The 23,102-nt window shown below is 55.3% G+C and carries 20 protein-coding genes and 1 pseudogene; 14 read left to right on the forward strand and 7 right to left on the reverse strand.

Features of this window, described 5'->3' with window-relative positions; genetic code table 11:
• Positions 1-4 precede the first annotated feature (4 nt).
• The 5 genes from Q5Y71_RS05665 to Q5Y71_RS05685 all read left to right on the forward strand — a co-directional run bounded on the left by Q5Y71_RS05665 (position 5) and on the right by Q5Y71_RS05685 (position 4,296).
• Entirely contained in the window at positions 5-457 is a 453-nt protein-coding gene (locus Q5Y71_RS05665; protein ID WP_306040777.1) for a YcgN family cysteine cluster protein, read from the forward strand.
• A gap of 52 nt (positions 458-509) precedes the next feature.
• Entirely contained in the window at positions 510-890 is a 381-nt protein-coding gene (locus Q5Y71_RS05670) for a hypothetical protein (protein ID WP_306040779.1), read from the forward strand.
• Between the two features lie 447 nt (positions 891-1,337).
• Positions 1,338-2,018 (forward strand): YEATS-associated helix-containing protein, encoded by a 681-nt coding sequence (locus Q5Y71_RS05675; protein WP_306040781.1) that lies wholly within the window; start codon positions 1,338-1,340, stop codon positions 2,016-2,018.
• Positions 2,019-2,162: 144 nt separating this feature from the next.
• Positions 2,163-3,008, forward strand: coding sequence for a MoxR family ATPase (locus Q5Y71_RS05680; protein ID WP_306040783.1), 846 nt, complete (start codon positions 2,163-2,165; stop codon positions 3,006-3,008).
• A 106-nt stretch (positions 3,009-3,114) separates the two neighbouring features.
• Positions 3,115-4,296, forward strand: coding sequence for a VWA domain-containing protein (locus Q5Y71_RS05685; protein WP_306040784.1), 1,182 nt, complete (start codon positions 3,115-3,117; stop codon positions 4,294-4,296).
• A gap of 18 nt (positions 4,297-4,314) precedes the next feature.
• Here Q5Y71_RS05685 and Q5Y71_RS05690 read toward each other — a convergent pair whose 3' ends face one another.
• A complete protein-coding gene (locus Q5Y71_RS05690) occupies positions 4,315-5,802 on the reverse strand; it encodes a peptide MFS transporter (protein ID WP_306040787.1) in 1,488 nt (495 codons plus the stop codon).
• 150 nt (positions 5,803-5,952) lie between these two features.
• Between Q5Y71_RS05690 and hrpA the strand changes: the two genes are divergently transcribed.
• The 8 genes from hrpA (at position 5,953) to Q5Y71_RS05730 (ending at position 15,260) form a co-directional block, all read left to right on the forward strand.
• Positions 5,953-9,867, forward strand: coding sequence for an ATP-dependent RNA helicase HrpA (gene hrpA / locus Q5Y71_RS05695; RefSeq protein WP_306040789.1), 3,915 nt, complete (start codon positions 5,953-5,955; stop codon positions 9,865-9,867).
• Between the two features lie 235 nt (positions 9,868-10,102).
• Positions 10,103-10,417, forward strand: a complete 315-nt coding sequence (locus Q5Y71_RS05700; RefSeq protein WP_306040791.1) for a hypothetical protein — start codon at positions 10,103-10,105, stop codon at positions 10,415-10,417.
• 92 nt (positions 10,418-10,509) lie between these two features.
• Complete coding sequence (locus Q5Y71_RS05705; protein WP_306040793.1) at positions 10,510-10,647, forward strand: hypothetical protein; 138 nt, start codon at positions 10,510-10,512, stop codon at positions 10,645-10,647.
• A gap of 30 nt (positions 10,648-10,677) precedes the next feature.
• Entirely contained in the window at positions 10,678-11,523 is an 846-nt protein-coding gene (locus Q5Y71_RS05710; protein WP_306040795.1) for a DUF692 domain-containing protein, read from the forward strand.
• Entirely contained in the window at positions 11,504-12,274 is a 771-nt protein-coding gene (locus Q5Y71_RS05715) for a DUF2063 domain-containing protein (RefSeq protein WP_306040797.1), read from the forward strand. Before Q5Y71_RS05710 ends, Q5Y71_RS05715 begins: the two co-directional genes overlap by 20 nt.
• 122 nt (positions 12,275-12,396) lie before the next feature.
• Positions 12,397-13,317 carry a VacJ family lipoprotein gene (locus Q5Y71_RS05720; RefSeq protein WP_306040799.1) on the forward strand — a complete coding sequence of 307 codons (921 nt, stop codon included), beginning with the start codon at positions 12,397-12,399 and terminating at the stop codon, positions 13,315-13,317.
• A 38-nt stretch (positions 13,318-13,355) separates the two neighbouring features.
• The gene (locus Q5Y71_RS05725) at positions 13,356-14,534 is read left to right on the forward strand and encodes a PP2C family protein-serine/threonine phosphatase (protein ID WP_306040802.1); all 1,179 of its coding nucleotides are present in this window, start codon (positions 13,356-13,358) and stop codon (positions 14,532-14,534) included.
• A gap of 102 nt (positions 14,535-14,636) precedes the next feature.
• Positions 14,637-15,260, forward strand: coding sequence for an STAS domain-containing protein (locus tag Q5Y71_RS05730; protein WP_306040803.1), 624 nt, complete (start codon positions 14,637-14,639; stop codon positions 15,258-15,260).
• A 47-nt stretch (positions 15,261-15,307) separates the two neighbouring features.
• Here the strand turns inward: Q5Y71_RS05730 and Q5Y71_RS05735 are convergent, their stop codons facing one another.
• From Q5Y71_RS05735 to Q5Y71_RS05750, 4 genes and pseudogenes are all read right to left on the reverse strand, one after another.
• Positions 15,308-15,766 (reverse strand): TerB family tellurite resistance protein, encoded by a 459-nt coding sequence (locus Q5Y71_RS05735; RefSeq protein ID WP_306040805.1) that lies wholly within the window; start codon positions 15,764-15,766, stop codon positions 15,308-15,310.
• On the reverse strand, positions 15,747-16,742 hold the full coding sequence (tal, locus tag Q5Y71_RS05740; RefSeq protein WP_306040807.1) for a transaldolase: 996 nt from the start codon (positions 16,740-16,742) through the stop codon (positions 15,747-15,749). The genes Q5Y71_RS05735 and tal overlap by 20 nt, the downstream gene beginning before the upstream one ends.
• A gap of 63 nt (positions 16,743-16,805) precedes the next feature.
• Positions 16,806-17,783, reverse strand: coding sequence for a tRNA dihydrouridine(20/20a) synthase DusA (dusA, locus tag Q5Y71_RS05745; RefSeq protein ID WP_306040808.1), 978 nt, complete (start codon positions 17,781-17,783; stop codon positions 16,806-16,808).
• A gap of 472 nt (positions 17,784-18,255) precedes the next feature.
• A pseudogene (locus tag Q5Y71_RS05750) lies at positions 18,256-18,429 on the reverse strand (IS3 family transposase); the annotation flags it as partial.
• 1,152 nt (positions 18,430-19,581) lie between these two features.
• Between Q5Y71_RS05750 and Q5Y71_RS05755 the strand changes: the two are divergent.
• Positions 19,582-19,851: a hypothetical protein gene (locus Q5Y71_RS05755; protein ID WP_306040810.1), complete on the forward strand. Its 270-nt coding sequence runs from the start codon at positions 19,582-19,584 to the stop codon at positions 19,849-19,851.
• Between the two features lie 487 nt (positions 19,852-20,338).
• On the opposite strand, the gene Q5Y71_RS05760 is transcribed toward Q5Y71_RS05755, so the two are convergent.
• Together Q5Y71_RS05760 and Q5Y71_RS05765 are read right to left on the reverse strand one after the other, a co-directional pair.
• Positions 20,339-21,664, reverse strand: coding sequence for a PAS domain-containing sensor histidine kinase (locus Q5Y71_RS05760; protein WP_306040812.1), 1,326 nt, complete (start codon positions 21,662-21,664; stop codon positions 20,339-20,341).
• Positions 21,664-23,016, reverse strand: coding sequence for a sigma-54 dependent transcriptional regulator (locus tag Q5Y71_RS05765; protein ID WP_306040814.1), 1,353 nt, complete (start codon positions 23,014-23,016; stop codon positions 21,664-21,666). Before Q5Y71_RS05765 ends, Q5Y71_RS05760 begins: the two co-directional genes overlap by 1 nt.
• Positions 23,017-23,102: the final 86 nt, after the last annotated feature.

Below are 23,102 nucleotides of genomic sequence, written 5' to 3' on the forward strand. Positions count from 1 at the left end.
AACGGTGACAGAAAAACCTTTCTGGCAGCGGAAATCGCTCGAACAGATGAGTGAGCCCGAATGGGAAGCACTGTGTGATGGTTGCGGTCGCTGCTGCTTGCGCAGTTTCGAGGATGAGGAGACAGGGATGGTATACAGCACCAATTTCGCTTGCCATCTGCTGGATACCCGAACGTGTCGCTGCAGGTATTACAGCCGTCGAAAGACACTTGTGCCGGAGTGTAGCCAGTTGAGGGTGCAGGATATTAAAGCGTTCCGCTGGTTGCCGATTACTTGCGCCTACCGCTGCCTGGCGGAAGGGCGTGGGCTGCCGGATTGGCATCCCCTGATTACCGGGGATGTGGAATCGGTACACAGGGCTGGGGTGTCGGTACGGGATTGTGTGATCAGTGAGGCGCTGGTGCACCCGGAGGATATGGAAGCGCATATTGTTACCTGGGTGCAGACCGGTGAGTGATAGGCTGCCGCGGAATGTCTCGGAGTGCAGCGAAAATCAGAGCGAATAACACATGTCAGAAGATTTTCAATACGCCTGGATGGTTTATGCTGTTGCAACACTGGTTGTGCTGCTGGCAGGTTGGTGGTTTATGCGCAGTTGGCACTGGAGCTGGTTGCGTCGTACCCTGCTGCTGGTTGCTGCGGCAGTATTGCTGGTACCGGCCAGGACACCGAGTGCAGAATTGGTGGCTATGCCCGCACTGCCCTTATTTGTGTACCAGACACTGTTTGAAGAGCATGGTGCGGCGCCGGAAGTCACAGCTAATCTGGTGTTTGCTGCCGGTGGGGCCCTGGCTGTTATGGTCATTTGGGGGATTGTCACTCTGTTGTTGAAGTATCGCCGCGAGCGCCGCAGTCGCTTTGATGAAGATCCCTACTTCAACGAGCAGTGACGGCGCTCTAGGCTGATGTCCCAACAGCATTGGTAGCAGGCTGTGGGGATATCTTTTCCCAACAGATGTTATGGGGTGTTGAGCTTTTCCCAGGCTGCTGGAACCCCGGACATGAGCTGACCTCCACTCTGTATCAAAGGCGTCCCTTCCTTTCTCGTTGGCCGCTGTCGCTGTTAGCAGCTGCTATATCTATTAGGCTGCTTCCGTGCTTGGCGTGAGGCCAAACGTACCGACAAAGTGTCACAATTGAGTAAGGCATGTTGGGGTAATTCCCGGGAAATCGCTATCTTTATTATTAGCGGGTACTTTTAGGTGCAGCCCAGTCAGTTTTTGCCAATATATTCAGCTGATGGATGCACAGCAAGACTGCCGGCAGGGCGCCTTTGGCGTGTGTATTTCCCGCTGTCGCAAATGAGCGGTGACCCCCTAGATGGCTGAGGAACTCTGATGCTCGATCACCTGCTTATTCTCACCGCGGTCATGCTGGTTTCGGGTATTCTCGGTGGACTGGTGAATTACTATCAGATGTTATTTACCGAAGAGGACCCCGCCGGCCTTGCCCGCTGCCTGATTTTGGGCCTCTGTGGCGCGCTCTTGGTGCCTATTTTTCTCAAGTTTACCCAGAGTGACCTGCTCATTGAGATTCAGGGTGACCCGTCGCGTTTATTGCTCTTTACCGGCTACTGCCTGCTGGCTGCTATTGCCTCGCGCATGTTTGTATTTAATGCTGCGCGCCGGCAATTGCATGATGCCAGTATCGCGCGGGCACGGGTGGAACATCTGGAGCAGGAGTTGCGCACCATGCAACTGGAGATGATGCCGCTGCTGGAGTATGAGATCGAGGGGGACCCAGAGCGAGGTCCGGCACTCGACTTCAATCAGATCCGCAAGCTGGACGATAATGCCCTGCAGGTACTCAGCCAGCTTAACGGAGGCGAGTGTGTATTCCGCTCACTGTCCGGCATGGTAAAGGACAGCGGTATGGAGACCAATACCATTGCCCGCGCCCTGAGCAGCCTGTTGGTTCTGGAAATGGTAGGCAAGATACACAGTCACCTGGGTATCCGCTGGTATATCACCGGCAAGGGGCGCCAGGTGGTACACCGCCGCAGTACCCAGACGGCCTGATCTCCTACCTATCTTCCCTTTCCCAGTCCCGCCTACTCGGGCTGGTCATTCAATTTGATCGTTCCCGCCTCGCTTCCCGGCCTGTTGATCAATTATCATTCGCTAAGTCAGACAGACAGCGGCGAATACAGGATTGGAATTGCAATGAAATTTACCGGTACTGATAGCTATGTGGCTACCGAAGACTTGCAGATGGCGGTCAATGCGGCAGTCACTCTTCAACGCCCCCTGTTGATCAAGGGAGAGCCGGGCACAGGCAAGACACTGCTGGCAGAGCAGGTAGCACAGAGTCTCGGACTGAAGCTGATCCAGTGGCATATTAAGTCCACCACCAAGGCGCAGCAGGGACTGTATGAATACGATGCAGTGTCGCGCCTTCGCGATTCCCAACTGGGGGTGGACAAGGTGCACGATATTGGCAACTACATCAAGCGTGGCAAGTTGTGGGAGGCCTTTGCTGCTAAAGAGCGCGTGGTACTGCTGATTGATGAGATCGACAAGGCGGATATTGAATTTCCCAACGATCTGTTGGTGGAGCTGGACCGCATGGAGTTCTTTGTCTATGAAACTGGCGAAACGATCCGGGCCGAGCAGCGTCCCATCGTGATTATCACTTCCAACAATGAAAAAGAACTGCCGGATGCTTTCCTGCGCCGTTGTTTTTTCCACTACATCAGCTTTCCCAGTCGCGACACCATGCACAGAATTATCGATGTGCACTACCCGGGAATGAAAGGCCAGTTGGTGACAGAGGCCATGGATATTTTCTTCCAGTTGCGCGATGTGCCGGGCCTGAAGAAAAAGCCCTCAACTTCAGAGTTGATTGATTGGCTCAAGTTGCTGATGGCAGATGAGATTCCCGAGGAAGTACTGAGAGATCGCGATAACAGCAACGCCATTCCTCCACTCTACGGTGCTCTGCTGAAAAATGAGCAGGATGTCCATATGCTCGAGCGTCTGGCATTTATGGCGCGCCGCGAAAACCGGTAATTGTGCAACGTCATGTCATGAAACCGCAGAAGCGTATATTATTACCGACCCCACTCAAAGGGGCGAATCATGTTCAAAATTTTGGCCATGATGATTGCGAATTATTATGCTGATTGGCTTTTTCCTGAATTTGCGCCGCTATAAGCTGCCCGTGTCTATCACCGAGTTGCTGACACTGCTCGAGGCATTGCAACAGCGACTGGTATTCGCGGATATGGATGATTTTTATTGCCTCGCCCGCGTCTGCCTGGTGAAGGATGAAAAGTACTTCGACAAGTTTGATCGCGCTTTCGCTGCCTATTTCAAGAATCTGGACACCGTTGAGGCTCTCGTCGAGCGAGTGATCCCCGAGGAGTGGCTGCGGGCTGAATTCCTCAAGCAGCTCACGGAAGAGGAAAAAGCGAAAGTCCGGAGTCTGGGTGGATTGGAAAAACTGTTGGAGGAATTCAAAAAGCGCCTGGGGGAGCAGAAGAAGCGCCACAGTGGTGGCAACCGCTGGATCGGCACCGGCGGTACCAGCCCCTTCGGCAATAGTGGTTATCATCCCGGCGGAATCCGGGTCGGAGGCAAAGGGCGCCACCGCTCGGCATCCAAAGTATGGGAGAAACGACAGTTCAGGGACCTGGATGACAGCATTGGCCTGGGCACCCGCAATATTCAGGTGGCCCTGCGCAAGCTGCGCAAATTTGCCCGTACCGGTGCCGCTGAGGAGTTGGATCTGGACAACACCATCTCCTCTACTGCGCGCAATGGGGGTCTGCTGGATATCCAGATGGTGCCCGAACGGCACAACGCGATAAAAGTGCTGCTCTTTTTCGATGTGGGCGGCTCCATGGACCCCTATGTCAGGGTGTGTGAAGCGCTGTTCTCCGCTTGTCGTTCCGAGTTCAAGCACCTGGAATATTTTTACTTCCACAACTTTGTCTATGAACATGTGTGGAGAAACAACCAGCGGCGCTTCAGAGAAAACACTTCCCTGCTGGAAATACTGCGCACCTACGGCAAGGACTACAAGGTTATTTTTGTCGGGGATGCATCTATGGCTCCCTACGAAATTACCGGCCGCTACGGCAGCGTCGAACATATGAACGACGAGCCCGGTGCGGCCTGGATGGAGCGGGTCACCAGTACCTACGGTCATTTGATCTGGCTAAACCCGGTGGATGAAGCACACTGGCAGCACACGCCCAGCATTGGGATAACCCAGCGCCTGGTTGGTGGGCATATGTACCCGATGACCCTGGAGGGGCTGGACAGGGCGATTGCCTGCCTGGTGAAAGGGCGCTGAGCCTCCGGATATTTTTCTTTAGTGGTCATTGCCACTAAAATGCGTTGGCGGTACACCGTCGTGATCGGCGGTGATACGCAGTTCTTCCTTGGTGGTTTCTCCCACTGCGACGCGGATCTCTTCTGCACCGTGCATCCAATCCACCAGTTTCTCGCGAATGAGATACAGGATAACCCCCGCAACCATTGCAACCAGGGCCACGCCGCCAAAAGTAGCCAGAGGACCGGAAACCCCGACCAGCTTTCCGATTTCTGCAGCACCTTTGTTGGCAATGCCGATAAATGCAAACCAGAGGCCCATCATCAGGGATAAATAGCGCAGCGGCGCCAGTTTGGTGACTACTGAAAGCCCAATTGGTGACAGGCACAACTCGCCGATGGTATGGAATATGTAGGCAAAGACCAGCCACCAAATACTGGCTTTGACAGTCTCGGAATCGCCGATCTGCAGCCCTGCGCCGCACATGGACAAAAAGCCAATGCCGAGGAAAACCAGGCCCAGGCTGAATTTTGCTGGTGATCCGGGCTCCCGATCACCCATGCTTACCCAGATACTGGCCATCAATGGGGCCAGGATAATAATGAACACAGGATTGACCATCTGTAGCCAACTGGCGGGGATTTCCCAGCCAAACACGTTCAGGTTGGTGCGGTATTTGGCAAACAGATTCATGGAACCGGCAGCCTGTTCGAAGCCAGCCCAGAAAATAATGATAAAAACCCCCAGCACCAGAATCACCTTGATACGGTCTCGCTCCTCTTGGGTGAGAGGGCGGTGCCGATCGACTCTCTCCTCCTTTTTCTGGCCGAGAAGGGCGGAGGGTTCGATGCCGATTGCTCCAAGATAGCGTTTGGCCTGGGTCAATTGCAGTATCAGTCCCGCCAACATGCCGAGTCCCGCAACGAAAAATGCCAGTTGATAATCCACTTTCTCCCCGATCCAGCCCACGACGAGATAACCGAGAATGGAGCCCAGGTTGATGCCCATATAGAAAATGGTAAAAGCGGTGTCGCGACGGTGATCGCCCTCTTCGTAGAGATCCCCGACCAGGGTGGAGATATTTGGCTTGAAGAAACCATTGCCGATAATCAACAGTGCCAGGCCCAGCCACAACATATAAATCTCGCTACCTGCCGGCAGCCAGGCGTGGGGAAAGCCCAGGGAAAATTGTCCCAGCATCATCAGAGTGCCGCCAAACATAATGCAGCGGCGCTGGCCCCAACGGTTGTCCGCCATCCAACCACCGATAATGGGCGTCAGATACACCAGCATCGCATACCAGCCCAAGTAACTGAGGGCCTTGGATTGCAGTTCGGTCTCTGTGAGCTGCTCCCAGCCGAATACTGCGACGGTCGCAGTGGAGGTCAGGTAGAAGACGAAAATACCGCGCATGCCGTAGTAGCTGAGTCGTTCCCACATTTCAGTACCAAACAGCAGGTACAGGCCTTTGGGGTGGCCAAACAGCTGGCCGGCGCCGGCGGGGGGCTTGGGTTTGATCTCTTGCATACTACCGCTCGCAAGGGGTGAACTGCAGGTGCGATGGTGCCTTTGGAAATGTCGCTATCCGCTCCAGTATAGTTAAGCGTCACCAGGGGGGTTTTTAACCCTGCTTCCAACTGGGGGTATAATCCTGCGTTTGCCAATGCAGTACGAATCATGAGTCACAGCGAAGCGGAAAAAACACTGTGGGCACTGCAGGCCCGTATCTCCGCCTGTATGGGACGGGACCGCTACCCACTGCGGCGGACGGTTAAGCATGTGCGCCGACGCCTGGGAGAGGGCAAGCCGGTGGACCGCATGCTGCTCCAACTGGAGCAGCAGTTGCAGACATCTGAGGTGCTGGTGGAGGCGCGCCGACGCAAGCTGCCCGAGGTGCAGTGGCCGGAGACATTGCCGGTGGTGGCGCGACGCGAGGAAATTGCCGAGCTGATTGAGAAGCATCCGGTCGTGGTGGTCGCCGGTGAGACGGGTTCCGGGAAAACCACCCAGTTGCCAAAAATTTGTCTGTCCCTGGGGCGCGGTATCTACGGACAGATTGGCCATACCCAACCGCGCAGGATTGCTGCGCGCACCGTTGCCCATCGTATTGCCGAGGAACTGCAGCAACCACTGGGGGAGTCTGTTGGCTACCAGGTGCGTTTTACCGATCACAGCACGGAGCATACCCATGTGAAGCTGATGACTGACGGTATTTTACTGGCGGAAATCCAGCGCGACCCCTTGCTGAACCAATACGATACGCTGATTATTGATGAGGCCCATGAGCGCAGTCTGAATATCGACTTCCTGCTGGGTTATTTGAAAACCATTCTGCCCAAACGCCCCGACCTCAAACTGATTATCACCTCCGCCACCATCGATCTGGAAAAATTCTCCCGGCATTTTGGTGGTGCACCGATCATTGAGGTTTCCGGCCGTACCTATCCGGTGGACATTCACTATCGCCCCGTGACCGACAGTGACCTGGGGCTTAACGGGCAAGTGGTTGCTGCGGTGGAGGCGCTGTTGCACGAGGAAAAGTCCAGCCTCCGGCGCGGTGGTGACATTCTGGTCTTTATGAGCGGTGAGCGGGAAATCCGCGAGTGTGCCAAGGCCCTGCGGGATGCTCGGATCGCACAGCTGGAGGTTCTGCCCCTGTACGCCCGCCTGAGCCTGGCTGAGCAGGCTAGGGTGTTTCACGGCCATAAAGGTCGCCGGGTAGTGCTTGCCACCAATGTGGCGGAGACGTCCATCACTGTGCCGGGCATTCGCTATGTGATCGACCCGGGTACCGCCCGCATCAGTCGCTATAGCTATCGCAGCAAGATCCAGCGCCTGCCGGTGGAGCCGGTTTCCCAGGCCAGTGCCAATCAGCGCGCCGGTCGCTGTGGCCGTGTGAGCGCCGGTGTCTGCGTGCGTTTATATAAAGCGTGCGATTTGGAGCAGCGCCCGCAATTTACCGATGCGGAAATCCTGCGCACCAACCTGGCCGCGGTAATCCTTCAGATGCTGCAGCTGCGTATCGGGGATATCCGCGAATTTCCCTTTATCGATCCACCGGACCCGCGCCTGATCAATGATGGCTATAAGTTGCTGCAGGAGTTGCAGGCGGTGGATGCCGAGGGCAGGGTGACCAAGCTGGGTCGTGCCCTGTCGCAATTGCCACTGGACCCGCGCCTGGGTCGCATACTATTGGCTGGGGCGGAAAATGGCAGCGCGCGTGAAGTACTGATTATTGTCGCCGCCCTGGCCGTGCAGGACCCGCGCGAACGCCCGGCGGAGAAGCGCCAGGCCGCGGATGAGAAGCACCGTCAGTGGCAGCACGCGCAATCAGACTTTCTCTCTTTTGTGCAACTGTGGGATACCTTCGAGGCCCAGCGCCAGGCACTTAGCCAGAATCAGTTGCGCAAGTGGTGCCAGAAGAATTTTCTGTCCTGGCTGCGCATGCGCGAATGGAGAGACATCCACCATCAGTTGCGGGTGGCCTGTCGGGAACTGGAAGTGAAAGAAAATAAAGAGCCGGCGGAGTATGAGGCGGTGCACCGGGCCATAGTGACGGGTCTGCTTGGTAATATTGGCGCGCGGGATGAAAACAAAGAATTCAATGGTTGCCGCAATCGCCGCTACCATATTTTCCCCGGCTCCGGACAATTCAAAAAGCCACCGCCGTGGATAGTGGCTGCCCAGCTGCTGGAAACCAGTCGCCTGTTTGCCCATACGGTGGCAAAAATAGAGCCAGATTGGGCGTTGGCCGCAGCGCAGCACCTGGTAAAGCGCACCTATTTCGAACCCCACTACGATGTCCGTTCCGGTCAGGTGATGGCCTTTGAAAAGGTCTCCCTGTACGGTTTGGTCCTGGTGGAAAAGCGCCGTATCCCCTACGGTAAGCTGGATCCAAAAACTGCCCGTGCAGTATTCATTCGCCAGGCATTGGTGGAGCAGCGCTACCGCGGCAAGGGCCGCTTCTACAAGCACTACACAGATCTGCTGCAAACACTGGAGGGGTTGGAAGCCAAGTCCCGCCGTCGCGATATTTTGGTGGATGATGCAGTGATCTACCACTTTTTCGACGAGCGTATACCAGCAGCTATTGTCAACCTGGCCGGATTTGAGCACTGGCGCAAGAAAGCCGAATCCAGTGATCCACAGTTGCTGTTGATTCCCCGTGATCTCTTGATGCAGCAGAGTGCAGACCATGTGGGCGAGGTGCAATTCCCCGATGAACTGCAGGCTGGCGGTATTGTCTATCCGCTCAGCTATCACTTCGAGCCGGGCAGTGTGGATGACGGCGTCAGTATCCAGGTGCCAGTGTCCGCTTTGCACCAGGTACCAACGGCGCGCCTGTCTTGGCTGGTGCCGGGTATCCTGCGCGACAAATGCATCGCCCTGGTGAAGGCACTGCCCAAACAGTGGCGCAAGTCTTTTGTGCCGGTACCGGCGGCAGTAGACAAGGCCTTGCCGGCACTGCGTGCGGATAACACACCCCTGTGGCAGGCGCTGGCGCTGGCGCTGCAGCGGCAGACCGCCCAGCAACTGCCCGAGAGTGCCTGGGAATCCGCCGAAGGCGCCCTGGAGGACTATTACCGCTTCAATATCCAGGTTTTGGATGAGGCGGGCAAGCTGCTCGATCAGGACCGCGATCTCCCGGTGCTGCAGGCCCGTTATCGCGACCGGGTACAGCGGGGGCTGGCGAGTGCAAGTGATCGTTTTGAACGCACCGGCATCACCCGCTGGGATTTCGGCGAACTGCCGGAAACCTATACCCTCAATCAGGGTGGCCTTAAAGTGCGGGCCTATCCGGCCCTGGTGGAGGCGGGAGACAGTGTGTCCCTGAAGCTGCTGGATAACCTCGGTGAAGCACAGCGGGTGAGCCGCGCGGGTATCTGCCGTCTGGCCCTGTTGCACCTGCCCGAAAAGGTGAAATACCTGCGTAAGGAGCTGCTGCGCGGCCAGGAGTTGGGGCTTTCGGCCGCAGACCTGGGCAGGCGCGAGGAAGTGGCGGACGATATCCTCATGGCTGCCGTGCGCGAGGTTTTTTGGCCTAAAGAGCAGTGGCCGCGTACTGAAGCTGAATTCCTGTCTGCCCTGCGGGAGGATAGCGAATTCGTAGGGGTGGCCCGGGAAGTCGGGGACCTGCTGGTCAAGGCTCTGGCACTACTGATACCGCTGCGCAAGCAGATCAAGCAACAGAAAACCCTGGCAGTAGCCATGGCGGTGGGTGATATCCGGCAGCAACTGGCAGGGCTATTCTATCGCGGTTTCCTGTTCGATACCCCCCTGGCCTGGCTGCGCCAGTATGGCCGCTACCTGAAAGCGGTGGCCCTGCGCCTGGAGAAGGCCGAACGGGACCCCAATCGCGACCGCAAGTTGCAGGCGGAGTACCACACAGCTGCCGAGCCCTATAGCAGTCAGGAGGAAAGGCATTCGAGGAGGGCGCTGGCGGCTGTGGCTCCATTGGTGGAATACCGCTGGATGCTGGAGGAGTTTCGGGTTTCCCTGTTTGCCCAGAGTCTGAAAACGTTGATGCCCGTGTCTGTAAAGCGCCTCCACAGGGTCTGGGTGGAAATTGAACGAAAAGGATTGCCTGGTTGATGCCGACTCTCGGCAGGCGGTCACGAAAAAAATAGCGTATCGTGTAATATTCTGTCCGCCAGCCCGACAAAAACACAGAAAACAGGCTAAGCCCCTGACAGGGTGGGGTCAATTTCGCCGTTTTCGGGCTGGTCTTGTCACCTAACTTTTTTCTCCACGGCACTATACTAACGCGGGAGAAAAGAGAGTCTTGAGTGCTTTTTTATTACTTATGGTATTAGCTAGGAGATTCGTTATGAACAAGAAGCATCTTTCCCCGGTAGCGGCTGCCGTTGGCGCGGCGTTTATTGCCTCGGCAGCGATGAGTGTCTCTGCTGCCAGCAGTACTGCCAACCCGTTTGCCGCCCAGGATCTGACTTCCGGTTACAATCTGGCACTTGCCGATGAACACGGCGATAAAAAGAAGGAAGGTAAGTGCGGCGAGGGAAAAAAGAAAGAAGGTAAGTGCGGCGAGGGAAAAAAGAAAGAAGGTAAGTGTGGCGAAGGCAAGTGTGGCGAAGGTAAAAAGAAGAAAGAAGGGAAATGCGGTGAGGGTAAGTGTGGCGGCTAATTAGGCTGCCCACTCGTCCGGGGTAGAACCGCGCTTGTGTTTTGCCTCGGCACTCATTCTCTCTCTTGATACGGCAGTCAAAGCGGTCTCCTATGCCCTATTTCATTGCCGGACCTGACATACAGGTACTGTTTTTTGGTGCTGTGTGTATTCCAGGAGTTCGTCGCCGCTGCCCGGCCGATGGCGGCTCTGCCCTATTGACCCGGCAGCGCACCTGGTGGCTGGGTTAACAAGCAAACAACAGTGCGAGGCAAAAAGTGGTGCGCAAGTATCCAGTTGAAGGAGCCGGGCTCGGACTGCGTCGCTCGATGATGGGCGAGGTATTGCAATCCGGTGCAGTGGACTTCCTCGAAGTGGCTCCGGAAAACTGGATTGGTGTGGGTGGTCGCTACGGGCGGTGGTTTCGCGAATACACCGAGCGCTTTCCATTTATGCTGCATGGCCTGTCTCTGTCGATTGGGGCATCAGAGCCTCTGGATATGGAACTGGTTGGATCAATCAAGCAATTTATTCGTGAACACGGTATCCATTGTTACAGCGAACATCTCAGCTACTGTTCAGATCGGGGTCACCTTTACGACCTGCTGCCGATACCCTTTACCTCAGAAGCGGTGATGCACGTCGCCGAGCGCATTCGTATCGTGCAGGACGTGCTGGGGGAGCGGGTTGCGATGGAAAACGTTTCCTATTATGCAGCCCCGGGTCAGGAGATGAGCGAACTGGCTTTTCTCAAGGCGGTACTGGCGGAGGCAGACTGCGATCTTTTGCTGGACGTGAACAATATCTATGTGAATGCCATCAACCACCGTTACGATCCCCTCGAATTTCTGCGGGAACTTCCCACAAAAAGAGTGCGTTATATCCATGTTGCTGGTCACTATGATGAAGCGGATGACCTGAAAGTGGATACGCACGGCGCTCCAGTGATTGACCCCGTGTGGCAACTGCTGGACAAGGCCTATGAGATCCACGGTGTGCTACCGACCCTGCTGGAGCGCGATTTCAATATTCCGCCCCTGCCGCAATTGCTTGAAGAAGTGGGGCAGATCAAGACGATTCAGGCCGCTCATCTGATAGAAGAACACTATGTCCTCAGTAGCCGATAAGCCCTGCGGATTCCAGAGCCTGCAGAGGGAGTTTGCCGCTCATTTGCGCGCCCCGGATATCAATGCCCCGCCCGCGAACATTGAGGCGCGCAGACTGGCAATTTACCGTGACCTGATTTACAACAATATCGAATCCTTTATTGCGAGTGGTTTCCCGGTACTGCGCAGTTTGTACAGTGAGGAACGCTGGCACAATATGGTGCGCGATTTTATTCACCAGCATACGTCAACCAGTCCTTACTTTTTGCAGATTAGTGAAGAGTTCCTCTCCTACCTGCAGCATGAGCGCGACCAGCGGGAAGAAGATCCGCCTTTTTTGTCGGAGCTGGCCCACTACGAATGGGTGGAGTTGGCACTTGATGTCAATGTTGCAGAAATACCGCCCGGCTTGCGCCGAGCGGGCGATCTGCTCGAATCTGTGCCGGTGGTGTCGCCGCTGGTGTGGAGTCTCAGCTATCGATATCCCGTGCACCGTATCGGGCCGGCCTTTCAGCCCCAGGAGCCCCCGGAAACCCCTACCTTTTTGCTGGTGTACCGCGGGAGAGATGACAAGGTCCATTTTATGGAGATCAATGCTGTTACAGCTCGCCTGTTGCAGCTGGCCTCCGAGGAGGACGCCACAGGCGCGCAACTGTTGGCACAGATTGCCGGGGAATTGCCTCAAGTGGACAGTGGTTCCCTGCGCACATTTGGTGTCATGTTATTGCAGAAACTGCTGGACAATGGCGTTATCGCCGGCTTGAAAGCCTAGCGCTTGCCTGAAACTGGGGTATCGTTGACGAATCCCAGTAGCTGTGCCAGCGAGGGTGGCTTATGCTACGCGGGGCCATTAGAATCCTTGGCCTGTGTGTTTGATAGAAGAGGAGCGAGGTTTTGCTGGGACGTACAGCATTTTCGCCCGGGTTGATCGCTGCAATCCTGTCGATTTTTCCAGTGGCCGCTTTGGCACAAAATGACCCATTCGGGGCTGTGTCAGCGGATACCGCCATCGAAACCGGTATCAGTGGACAGCCGGATTCCACCGGGCAGACGAATAATGCGGGTGACAACAGTGGATCGCTGGAAGAAGAATACGGTTTTGATCCCGCGGACGAGTATGGTGATGCGGACGGTGCGGACTTTTCCCTGCGCGATCCCTGGGAGGGCTTCAACCGTGCCATATTTGTTTTTAACGATGGGGCTGATCGCTATGTGTTGAAACCCGCTGCGGTAAGTTATCGACAGATAACCCCGATATTTATGCAACACGGGATCAGCAATTTCTTCAGTAATCTGAGAGAGGTGAGCAATACGTTTAACAGTTTGCTTCAGGGCAAGTTGGGTCAGGCGGGTAATGATGCCGGTCGCTTCTTGATTAACAGCACGGTGGGTATTGTCGGTATTCTGGACGTAGCACAGTATATGGGGCTGGAAGAGGGCGATGGTGAAGACTTCGGCCAGACACTGGCAGTGTGGGGCGTACCCTCGGGACCCTACCTGGTCTTGCCATTACTGGGGCCCTCCACGGTGAGGGATACACCAGCGAGGGTGGTAGATTACTATACCAACCCAATTACCTACGTGGACCACGACCCCACCCGTTACACACTCAGGGCGACTGATATCATCCAGGACCGAGCCAGTCTGCTGGAAGCGGAATCCCTGTTACAGGGCGATCGCTATGTCTTGCTGCGCGACGCCTACCTACAGCGCCGGGATTTCCTGATCGTGGATGGCGAGGTCGACGTGGACAGTGAGGTCGAAGCTGCCGAAGCGATTGACGAGGCTGAAGTTGAGGAGTCCAGTGACTACTGATCACCCCGTAGTTACACCCGATCCCCCCAGGGCCACTGATGGCCAGACCGAGTAGTCTGTTAATGACTGAAGACGAGCAGGCCCGCGATTTTTTGCGCGGGGTGCTCTCCAAGCATGGTTTTCAGGTGACCCTGGCCTCTAACGGGCACGGGGGTATGGAGCAGTTTTCCCCGGGCCTTTTTCAACTGGTCGTGGTGGATCTCCAGTTGGCAGATATCAGCGGGCTGGAGGTTTTGCGTAAGGTCAAGCGATTATCGCCGGAAACGGCGGTGATCATGATCTCTGACAGCGTAGAAGTGGACGAAGTACTGCAGATCATTCGCCTGGGCGCCTGCGATTACTTCCACAAACCCATTGAGCAGGAAACCCTGATAGACCGGGCTATCTGCCGCATTTTCGAGGCAGAAAACCTCGCCCAGCAGAACCGGGAGTACCGACAGGCGCTGGAGTGTCGCAATCGGGAGTTATCTGATCATTTGGAGTTGCTTAGACGCGACCAGGAAGCGGGCCGCCTGTTGCAACAACACCTGCTGCCGCGCACGCCCTATCGCTACCCCGGTGGTGTTGAGGCTGCCTATTTTCTGATTCCCTCTCTGTATCTCAGTGGCGACTTTGTTGATTACGGTCTTTTCGGTGAGCGCTTTGTGGCTTTCTATCTGGTGGATGTGTCCGGGCATGGTGTTTCTTCGGCACTGGTCACCGCCTTGGTCAAGCACAGCATTATGCATTGCCTGCGCGAGCGGCCGCTGTTTACCCATCCCGAATTCCTCAATACAGACTTGCTTGAAATGCTCGAGCTGATAAATCGTGAGCTTTTATCCACACCCATGGGCAAGCATGCCAGCATGTTTGTCGGCGTGATCGATACAGCGGAGAATCAGTTACTCTATTCGGTAGCAGGCCAAATCCCCATGCCAGCTCTTGTCAGTGCCGGTGATGCCGAATGGCTGGCTGGCAAGGGGAGGCCTTTGGGAATCTTCGAACGGGGTGACTGGCAGGTTATGTGCGTTGAACTCCCGTCCAGCTGGCAACTGGTGGCCTGTTCCGACGGAGTGCTGGAGCTGCTTCAGGGAAATCTGCTGGAAAAAGAGGCGCGACTCTTGCAGCTGATCGAAGAGAGTGAGGGCGAACTGGAACAATTGCGCAAAAGTCTGAAAGTGGATACTTTTGGCGCCCTCCCAGACGATATTACTATCCTCACACTGGGGCACAAATAGGAACAGTATTTTTGTGACCAATAAGTCAATTTTCTAGCCGTAACCCCCTTGTCAGTCCGGGCAGCGGGGAGTAAGCTCCGCTCACTTTCTACACAAATTGGTATGAAGTGGCAGAATCGCCGAGGGCGATTGTGTTCTCTGCCAGTGAATTTTGCTATCCGCCAGCACATCGACTTTACTGTGCATACGGGTGAGCCGGGGGTTGTTATGCAGTCCGGGCATATCATGGTTGGAACCCACGAGGGTGTTTACATTATCAAGCTGATCGGCGATGTTCGGCTTGACCTCTGTACCAGTTTCGATAGCTTTACCGAAGATATGATCGGGCAGGATGATTTTGTCGGGGTGGCTTTTGATTTACACGAAGCGCACGGAATCGACAGCACCACCCTGGGTTTGATCGCCAAGATTGCAATCTGCACACTGGAACGGGGGTGTCAAAAACCTCTGGTGTTTTGTTCGGACCAGGGCATCCGACACCTGTTTGATGCAATGGGTTTCAATGCGTTGGTGGAAATCAGCGATGAGCAGTATGAACCCTCCGCGCAAACCATTCCTTTGGAGTGCAGGATCCCGAGTGAGCATGCGGCGCGGGAGAAGGTATTGGAGGCCCACCGCGTATTGATGAGCATGAATGAACGTAACGCGGAGACATTTCACGACCTGGTACATACCCTGGAGCAGGAGTGTGAACGGCTCGGCAACACTTCCACACATCCGCAGTGATCTTGCAAAAGCCGGCTGGATCCTGTCGGGCCCATGCTGCAATTCAGTCAGTCTTTCCTCATATCCCGAGCTTCGGCCCGCGCTTTGGTAAATAGCCCATGGGGCAGGTAGATCAGTTCGGAAACCCGACGAATCAGGTACTCCTCGAAGGCTTCGATGACATTGTCGGAAAAGGCCACCTGCCACATCTGAAGCACCAGCAGGTACTTGTCCCGCTCGCTGAACTGATCGTTTACCGCCTGGGTAAATTCAAATAGCGAGGTGGACTGATCCCTCTTCGCTATGGCTTCATCGATAATGACGTTAGCACTGTCGGCATCCAGCGCGTAATGCTGGCGCAACAGTTGGGTAAGGGTGTCGCGCTCGCGCTGTTCCAGCTCCTGATCAACAGTGGCCACCTCAACCAGAAGTGCAGCACTGATCATGCGCATGTCTACTGTACTGTGCGTTTCTACATCGGCACTGCTGCCAATCTGTTTAAACAACTTACGGATTTGTTGCAGCATCGGTTTTCTGGTGTCCTATTACTTGGCTCTGTAACAGCATTTCAAGGCGCTGCTGATCTTTGGCAAAATTGCGAATACCTTGGGCGAGTTTTTCTGTCGCCATGGTGTCACTGTTTAGCTGGTAGCGGAATTCCGCCTCGCTCAGTTTTCGGGTGGGGCGCGGCTGAGGCTGGATATTGGTGGGCAGTCCGCTTTCAAGTTTCCCTGTATTCTCCTCCAATGCCTGCAGCAATTGAGGACTGATGGTCAAGCGGTCGCAACCGGCCAGGGCTTCAATCTCTCCGCTGTTGCGAAAGCTCGCGCCCATCACGATGGTATCGTAGTCGCGGGACTTGTAGTAGTGGTAAATGTTGCGCACCGAGACAACTCCGGGGTCCTCTTCCCCAGGGTATGCCTTGCGTTCCCCGTTGGCCAGATGCCAGTCCAGTATGCGGCCCACAAAGGGAGATATCAAACTGGTATTCGCCTCGGCGCAGGCGATAGCCTGACACAGACTAAACAGCAAAGTTAGGTTGCAGCGGATATCCTCGCGTTCCAGTATTTCCGCCGCAGCTATACCTTCCCAGGTGGCGGCGATTTTTATCAAAACCCGCTCTCGTGGTACCCCCACACGCTCGTAGAGGGTGGCGAGGTGGCGCGCATAGTCGATGGTAGCACGGGTATCAAAGGAGAGGCGCGCGTCCACCTCTGTGGAAACCACGCCCGGAACCAGCTGTAAGATCTCTGCTCCGATATCCACGGCCAGCTTAATGGCGGCCAGCCGTGCGGTTTCAGCCGGGTTTTTGTGCCCCTGGTGACGTTGCACCCAGTTCAGAGAATCACCGATAAGCCCCTTGTACTGTGGAAGCTGGGCAGCCTTGTACAGCAGGGAAGGGTTGGTGGTGGCATCTTGGGGCCGATATCGGCGAATGGCCTCAATGTCGCCGGTATCGGCCACAACCTGACTGCGTTTTTTGAGCTGTTCCAGTTTATTCATCGCATTTCCCTTGTTTGTTGATCAGCCTCCCCTTGCAACAGTGCCAACTGTTGGCCGCAAAGACTATATGGCATGGGCGACCAGTGCCAAAGCCTCGGACACGACTTCCGTTCCAGCTCCTTTCCTGTGGGCATTTTCGCTGAGGTGCCGCCGAAAACGTTTTGCGCCTGGCAGGCCCTGAAAGAGTCCGAGCATATGGCGGGTAATATAATTGAGTCGCTGGCCGCGGCCCAGTTCCCGTTCGATATAGGGCAGAATCTGCTCGACGACTTGGGTTGCATTTGGCCCCGCTTTTTCCCCAAACAGTTGCTTGTCTACTCGTGCCAATAAAGTGGGATTTTGGTAGGCGGCGCGTCCCAGCATCACACCATCTACGTATTGTAAATGGTGCTGGCATGCTTCCAGGGACTGGATACCACCGTTGATGATAACCTGCAAATCCGGGTAGTCCTTTTTCAGTTGATAGACTAAATCGTAATTCAGTGGGGGTATCTCCCGGTTCTCCTTGGGGCTCAGACCACGCAGCCAGGCTTTGCGGGCATGCACGATAAAGGTGTTGATACCCACCGCCGCCTGGGCTTCCACAAAGCGGGCCAGGCCAACGTAGTCTTCCATATCGTCTATCCCGATACGGTGCTTTACTGTCACGGGAATAGAGACGGCTGCGCGCATAGCGGCGAGCCCGGTCGCCACCGCACCCGGCTCTGCCATGAGGCTGGCGCCAAACCTGCCGGACTGGACCCGGTCACTGGGGCAGCCACAATTGAGATTGATTTCGGAATAACCCCGCCCCTCGGCGATACGGGCACACTCCGCCAGTTCTCGGGGGTCGCTGCCGCCAAGTTGCAAGGCCAGGGGTTGTTCAGCAACATCAAACTGTAGATGCCGCTCCCGGTCACCGTGCAGTATTGCGCCGGTGGTGACCATTTCGGTGTAGAGACGCGCGCGCTTGCTGAGCAGGCGCCACAGATACCTGCAATGGCGGTCACTCCACTCCAAAAGTGGCGCAGTGCAGAAGCGGTGGGAGTTGAATTCAGTCATAACTGCATGATTTTAAAGAGTTTTTTAAAATCTAAGCTGAAGCCTCAAGGTTGCCAAAGGCGTCTATAGTCCCATTGTATCCTGTCCTCTATATTTGTCGATTGGCAACTGAATCACCCCGGGTTTCTCGAGTTATTGTCAATTCTGGTGTTCAACAGGCTTGATCATGCAGCGCTTTGGTCAACGGTTGATACCTCTTCTCCATCTTTGAATTTCACTCCGGTGATGACCTTGGCAAGGTAGTCAAAGCCCCGGAGCTTTTCGACCTGTAAACTCAACAACGGTATTCTTATTCATAGCGGCGTATTCCTGATTGGTTTCATTGTTTGGCGACAACAAATCAACCAGATACGCTGCTTTCTTTCAAACACTTAAACACCAGATTCGGTTATAACTCGCATAACGATGGTGTGCCTGCCGCAAAGGCGGAAGAAAAACTTAACTTACTGTCCGGAAATAGTTGACCACTATACTTCAGTTGGTAGGCTCCCATCCCGCCATACTGCTTACGCCTGCGATAGAACGTCTGCTCAGTTATTTGCATCTGACGTATCGCATTCAAACGCGACATTCCCTGACCGCAGAGCACCTCAATCTGCTGCAACTTCGTGACAATTTTTTCCGGCTTATAATGTTTGATTCCCATGTTTAGTCCTCCGTCTCCTAATTATACGGGTGGACCACTTCAAGGGGGGAGGACCACTTCTGTTATTGGTTTCGTAAATGCTGTTTAGGTTATAGATGCTGCAGGTTGTTGTGGTGGATTTTCTTGCAGTTGAGTAGCATAAGGCTCTTCAATAGCTTGCCAGCTGTTGAGTCCAAATGGTGAGTCACAATGGTCGCAATAACACCTGGCACTGTAGCGCTGTTTTATGCATGACTCTAATGTTGGGCTGAGCTTTTTTCATAGTTTTGATGCTGCCATTAATGGTAGATCTACTATTGAGAAGATGGGCTCCAGCTAGGGTAGAGAGCGTAACAGGTGCACTTGCGCAAGTGCCCATCACCAGGCTTGGAAGTACGCTCTGGCGCTGTGGACATAAGCAGCCTGGAGCTCCGGTTAATGGTTACCTGCCGGGAGAACGTCACTGAGTGTCGCCTAAAGCTTCAACTCGATTGAATTCTTTGCAAAAAACACATACCGTAGGCCTGCTGCCCTAGCGCCCAGCCGCCTCAATGGCGCAAGACCTCAATGGCGCAAGACCTCAATGGCGCAAGACCTCAATGGCGCAAGACCTCAATGGCGCAAGACCTCAATGGCGCAAGACCTCAATGGCGCAAGACCTCAATGGCACAAGAAAAGAATAATAAATAGATAACCAATACCGCTACGATCATTTTTTATCCCGCGAAACGCCCCATATCGGGAGCGCTCGCAGGTAATCCATACACAAATAAACCAAAAAAGAAGGACCCATCATGACCGCGTAAATGATAGAAAAACGCCACCCCCCGGTGCTAGTAACACCGAGAGATGGCTAACCCCAATAGATAACAGAACTATCTAGCGAGGCTGTCTTGAATGATACGCCATACACTCGTTCGTCTTCAATAAAGGTCTTTTTGAAGGCATGTATTCCGGGTCACTCCTGCCCCCGGCGGCGGAGTGTGCTGTGGCGTTGCGTGATGATTGGTGTGGTCTTTTACTTCAGCCGCGCACCGCCTCTCTGGCTGCGCGCCCTGCATATTTCCCTTTGTTTTTTTCCACATGGACTACGCCTGCGGCGGGAGAAACCGCACAAAGCGCTGTTTTTTTTCTGCACCTTTCCGTCACAGGCGACTCAAGGAGCCTATAAAAATGCCTATATTACCCTGTCGATTGTTTCAGCCGGTGGAGCTGGGGGATTATTTCACCTTCACGCTGGTCGCCATCAAAGAGAACGCGATAGACCTGCATATTGCGCCCGGCAGGGGCAACCGGGTGATGCGCGCCGTGTGTCTCCTGCAATGGTTGGACGAAACCTACCCACTGGACGAAGCCCGTGCGCTGGAGGAGGGGCCAATCGAAAAGCCCCCAGCCATTATCAGACCATTCAAACCGCGCTCCGATAAGAAGCCGGAGCGCTGAGCGGCAGTGTGAACGCCTCGAAAGTCGATACAGCCCCAAGCAGCACCGACAACGCTTACCTTCCTGTGCTGTCACAGCGGGGAGGTAAGCGCAGCCGAGATGGCGGGTCAGCGTTGTTCTGTTCCATCCCGATGCCGCCGTGGCTGCGCAAAGCTGGATCGCTGCAGGCAGCACTGTCGCAGGGGTACCGGAAAGACGTGCACGGGGCAAGGGGCAGCGCCCTGGCTATTCTCCCGAAAACCAAGCTGAACACTGGTCATACAATGCTTAAAAAGGGGGGGAGATTGTTATACAACCACTGTGACCTCATGTCTTCCCCGCTTCTTTCTCCTCTGCCGATTGCCAGGAAGCCAAGGCAGAAGTTCGGGACAGTAGCCTATAAGCGATGTTCCCTTGCTGGTCATTGATTCTCGGTCACAGCCTGGCACTGATGACTCCATTCAGCTTTATCAGCCCACGCGAAGGGCACCGCTAGGGGAAAGATCTCTCAGCTTTCTTGCTTTGCCCAGGGCAACCACAGGGTGATCTGCACACCGCCGCCAGAGCGATTGAGAAGTTGAATATAACCGCCATGGGCATCGACAATTTCCCGGCACAGGGCTAAGCCCAGACCAACCCCATGCGCTTTGGTGGAAAAAAAGGGAAGTAGCGCTTGGTGCAGTATCTTTTCGCTCATACCGCAGCCTCGGTCTGCGATCACCAACCGTTGGCCGAGCCCGTCTGTGGCAATGTGCAGTTCAATATCCTTGTTATCGCTTCCGGCTTCACGGGCATTCTTGAGAAGGTTCAGCAGCGCTTGTTCAATTTGTATGGGATCAAAATAGCCGGGGCGCTCCGGCAGTGTGCCCGATAGCGTAAATTGTTGCAGGGGGGCTATACGCCCTATTAACTGTAGCCAGTCTACAGTTTCACAACTGGGTGCTGGCAGTTTGGCGAAGCTGGCATAGCCCTGGGTAAACTCGGTGAGGTGTTCGCAGCGCTCGGCGATAATATCAAAGACCTTTTCCAGTGCAGCGGCCTTATCCGGTTGTGTGGTCAGCAATTTACCGGAATGTGACAGAGATGATATTGGCGCCAGAGAATTATTCAGTTCATGGCTGATAAGCCGGATCACTTTTTTCCACACGGCCACTTCCGCGCGGGTTAATTCCCGGGTCATTTCCCGCAACACAATCAGCCGGTGCTTGTGGGCGTTGAGCACAAAAGTGCTGTTACCGATATGCAGGGAATGGATACCATTGTCATCGGTGTAATTAAACAGGCCGTTCTCCCAGTGCTCAATGGCCCTGGCAATTTCTTTGGGGCTGTTAGGGAGCAGTTTCTGTAACAGCAGGCCCTGAATGGGTCTGCCCCGGTTCAAAAGTGTTCTCGCACTGCTGTTGGAGTAAATAATATGATCGCTCTGGTCCACAAGTAACAGGGCCTGCGGGGAACTCTGGATCACGGTATCAAGGAGCAGTTCGCGCTGGTAGATATGGGCGCGCTCGCGCCTAAGGTGCTCACTGATGTCGTTGTACAGGCTTGTGATCTCACCCAGCTCGCGGTCTTTTGGTGGCACCAGGGAAATGGAGAAGTCGCCATCGCGAAAATTGAGCAGCCCGCCTCGCAAGGCTTTGAGAGTGCTGGTCAACGGGCGCAGGACCAGGCGTATAAGGCTGATAAGCACAAGGATACCCAGCAGCAGGCCGAGGGCCCAGGAAAAGCGCGGATCAAAGCCGAGTGCCAACAACAGCCAGGGAATGGCAGTGCCCACCATCAGCCCCAGTAGTGCGGTGGCGACGAGGCGCCCTTCCAGGGAAAACAACTTCGGCATCAGTAGGGGATACCGTGTTTTTCCAGGCGGCGGTAAAGTGCCTGGCGACTCATGCCCAGTTCCCGGGCGGCCTGGGCGATAACGCCGTTACAGCGGGCCAGGGTCTGTTGCAGCAGCTCGCGGCTGGGCTCAAAACTGATCTCAACCCGGTCGATGGCCGGCTGTGCAGGTAGTGCCAACACCGTTTCGTCGATGGTGTCCCCGGGGCACAAAACCGAGGCGCGCTGCATCACATTCTGCAGCTCCCGCACATTGCCCGGCCACCTATAGCGGGTCATTGCCGTGAGCGCCTGCGGGGAGAGTTTGCTGGTGTTGTCGTTTTCCGCTAAAAATCCCATTGCCAGTGGAGCGATATCCTCGGGGCGTTCACACAGTGGTGGCAAGCGTAGCTCGATGACATTCAGGCGGTAAAACAGGTCCTGTCGGAAGCTGCCCCCGACAATGGCTTTGGGCAGGTCGCTGTTGGTGGCACTGATAACCCGCACCTTAACCCTGCGGGTCTGGCTGCTGCCGAGGCGCTGGAATTCCCCGGTTTGCAGTACACGCAACAACTTTACCTGTCCGCTGGCAGAGAGCTCGCCGATCTCGTCGAGAAACAGAGTGCCGCCATCGGCGGCCTCAAACCGTCCCTCGCGGGCCCGGTTGCCGGCTCCGGTGTAGGCGCCGGGCTCGGCGCCGAACAGTTCCGCCTCCATCAGCTCTTCCGGCAGGGCGCCCACATTGACCTTGATATAGGGGCCATCTTGCACTCGGGAGTTGGCTTGTAGGATATCTGCGATCTTTTCCTTACCGGCGCCATTGGGCCCGGAAATCAGTACCGGTACCTCGGAACCGGCCACCTGAGTGGTCATCTCCAGCAGTTTCTGCATCTTTTCACTGCGATAGATAACGCCTTGGAGATCAAATGTTTTCGCCAGCGTGTTTCTTGCATCCAGGGCCTGCTGCCGGGACACCTGCTGACGCCTTTGCAACTCGCCGAGTTCCAACAGGTTGTTGATGGTGGCAATCAGCTTGTTGTCGTCCCAGGGTTTGCCCAGGTAATCTGCCGCTCTCGAGCGCACCAGTGCCACCGCCATCTCCAGCTGTGTCCAGGCAGTGAGCAGGATAATCGGCAGATCCGGATTGATTTCCCGGATGGCGAAAAACAGCGCGCGGCCCTCTTCGCCGGAAGTGGTATCGGCAGTGAAGTTCATATCCTGGATGACCAGACGGATATCCCGATTCTCGCGCAATAACTGCAGGCCGGCCTGGGGTGTGATGGCACAGAGGGGCTGCAGGTTGTGCAGGGACATCAGTATCCTCAGCGCGGAGAGGATACCGTTGTTGTCGTCAATAATCAGTATTTTATCCATAGGCGTCAGCTTGTGGCTGCAGTCTGCCCATTATGCAACGAGCGGACAGGGGTGGGGAACTTTGGCCAGATTCCGGGATGTCGCCG

This window comes from Microbulbifer sp. 2205BS26-8, from assembly GCF_030731025.1.
GTDB lineage: Bacteria > Pseudomonadota > Gammaproteobacteria > Pseudomonadales > Cellvibrionaceae > Microbulbifer > Microbulbifer spongiae.

Coding starts and splice junctions, on each gene's coding strand:
- Q5Y71_RS05675 (WP_306040781.1), top strand. CDS start 1,338: ATGCTCGATCACCTGCTTATTCTCACCGCGGTCATGCTGGTTTCGGGT.
- Q5Y71_RS05730 (WP_306040803.1), top strand. CDS start 14,637: ATGAAGTGGCAGAATCGCCGAGGGCGATTGTGTTCTCTGCCAGTGAAT.
- Q5Y71_RS05700 (WP_306040791.1), top strand. CDS start 10,103: ATGAACAAGAAGCATCTTTCCCCGGTAGCGGCTGCCGTTGGCGCGGCG.
- Q5Y71_RS05725 (WP_306040802.1), top strand. CDS start 13,356: ATGGCCAGACCGAGTAGTCTGTTAATGACTGAAGACGAGCAGGCCCGC.
- dusA (WP_306040808.1), bottom strand. CDS start 17,783: ATGACTGAATTCAACTCCCACCGCTTCTGCACTGCGCCACTTTTGGAG.
- Q5Y71_RS05680 (WP_306040783.1), top strand. CDS start 2,163: ATGAAATTTACCGGTACTGATAGCTATGTGGCTACCGAAGACTTGCAG.
- tal (WP_306040807.1), bottom strand. CDS start 16,742: ATGAATAAACTGGAACAGCTCAAAAAACGCAGTCAGGTTGTGGCCGAT.
- Q5Y71_RS05765 (WP_306040814.1), bottom strand. CDS start 23,016: ATGGATAAAATACTGATTATTGACGACAACAACGGTATCCTCTCCGCG.
- Q5Y71_RS05690 (WP_306040787.1), bottom strand. CDS start 5,802: ATGCAAGAGATCAAACCCAAGCCCCCCGCCGGCGCCGGCCAGCTGTTT.
- Q5Y71_RS05755 (WP_306040810.1), top strand. CDS start 19,582: ATGCCTATATTACCCTGTCGATTGTTTCAGCCGGTGGAGCTGGGGGAT.
- hrpA (WP_306040789.1), top strand. CDS start 5,953: ATGAGTCACAGCGAAGCGGAAAAAACACTGTGGGCACTGCAGGCCCGT.
- Q5Y71_RS05705 (WP_306040793.1), top strand. CDS start 10,510: ATGCCCTATTTCATTGCCGGACCTGACATACAGGTACTGTTTTTTGGT.
- Q5Y71_RS05670 (WP_306040779.1), top strand. CDS start 510: ATGTCAGAAGATTTTCAATACGCCTGGATGGTTTATGCTGTTGCAACA.
- Q5Y71_RS05760 (WP_306040812.1), bottom strand. CDS start 21,664: ATGCCGAAGTTGTTTTCCCTGGAAGGGCGCCTCGTCGCCACCGCACTA.
- Q5Y71_RS05735 (WP_306040805.1), bottom strand. CDS start 15,766: ATGCTGCAACAAATCCGTAAGTTGTTTAAACAGATTGGCAGCAGTGCC.
- Q5Y71_RS05715 (WP_306040797.1), top strand. CDS start 11,504: ATGTCCTCAGTAGCCGATAAGCCCTGCGGATTCCAGAGCCTGCAGAGG.
- Q5Y71_RS05685 (WP_306040784.1), top strand. CDS start 3,115: ATGCTGATTGGCTTTTTCCTGAATTTGCGCCGCTATAAGCTGCCCGTG.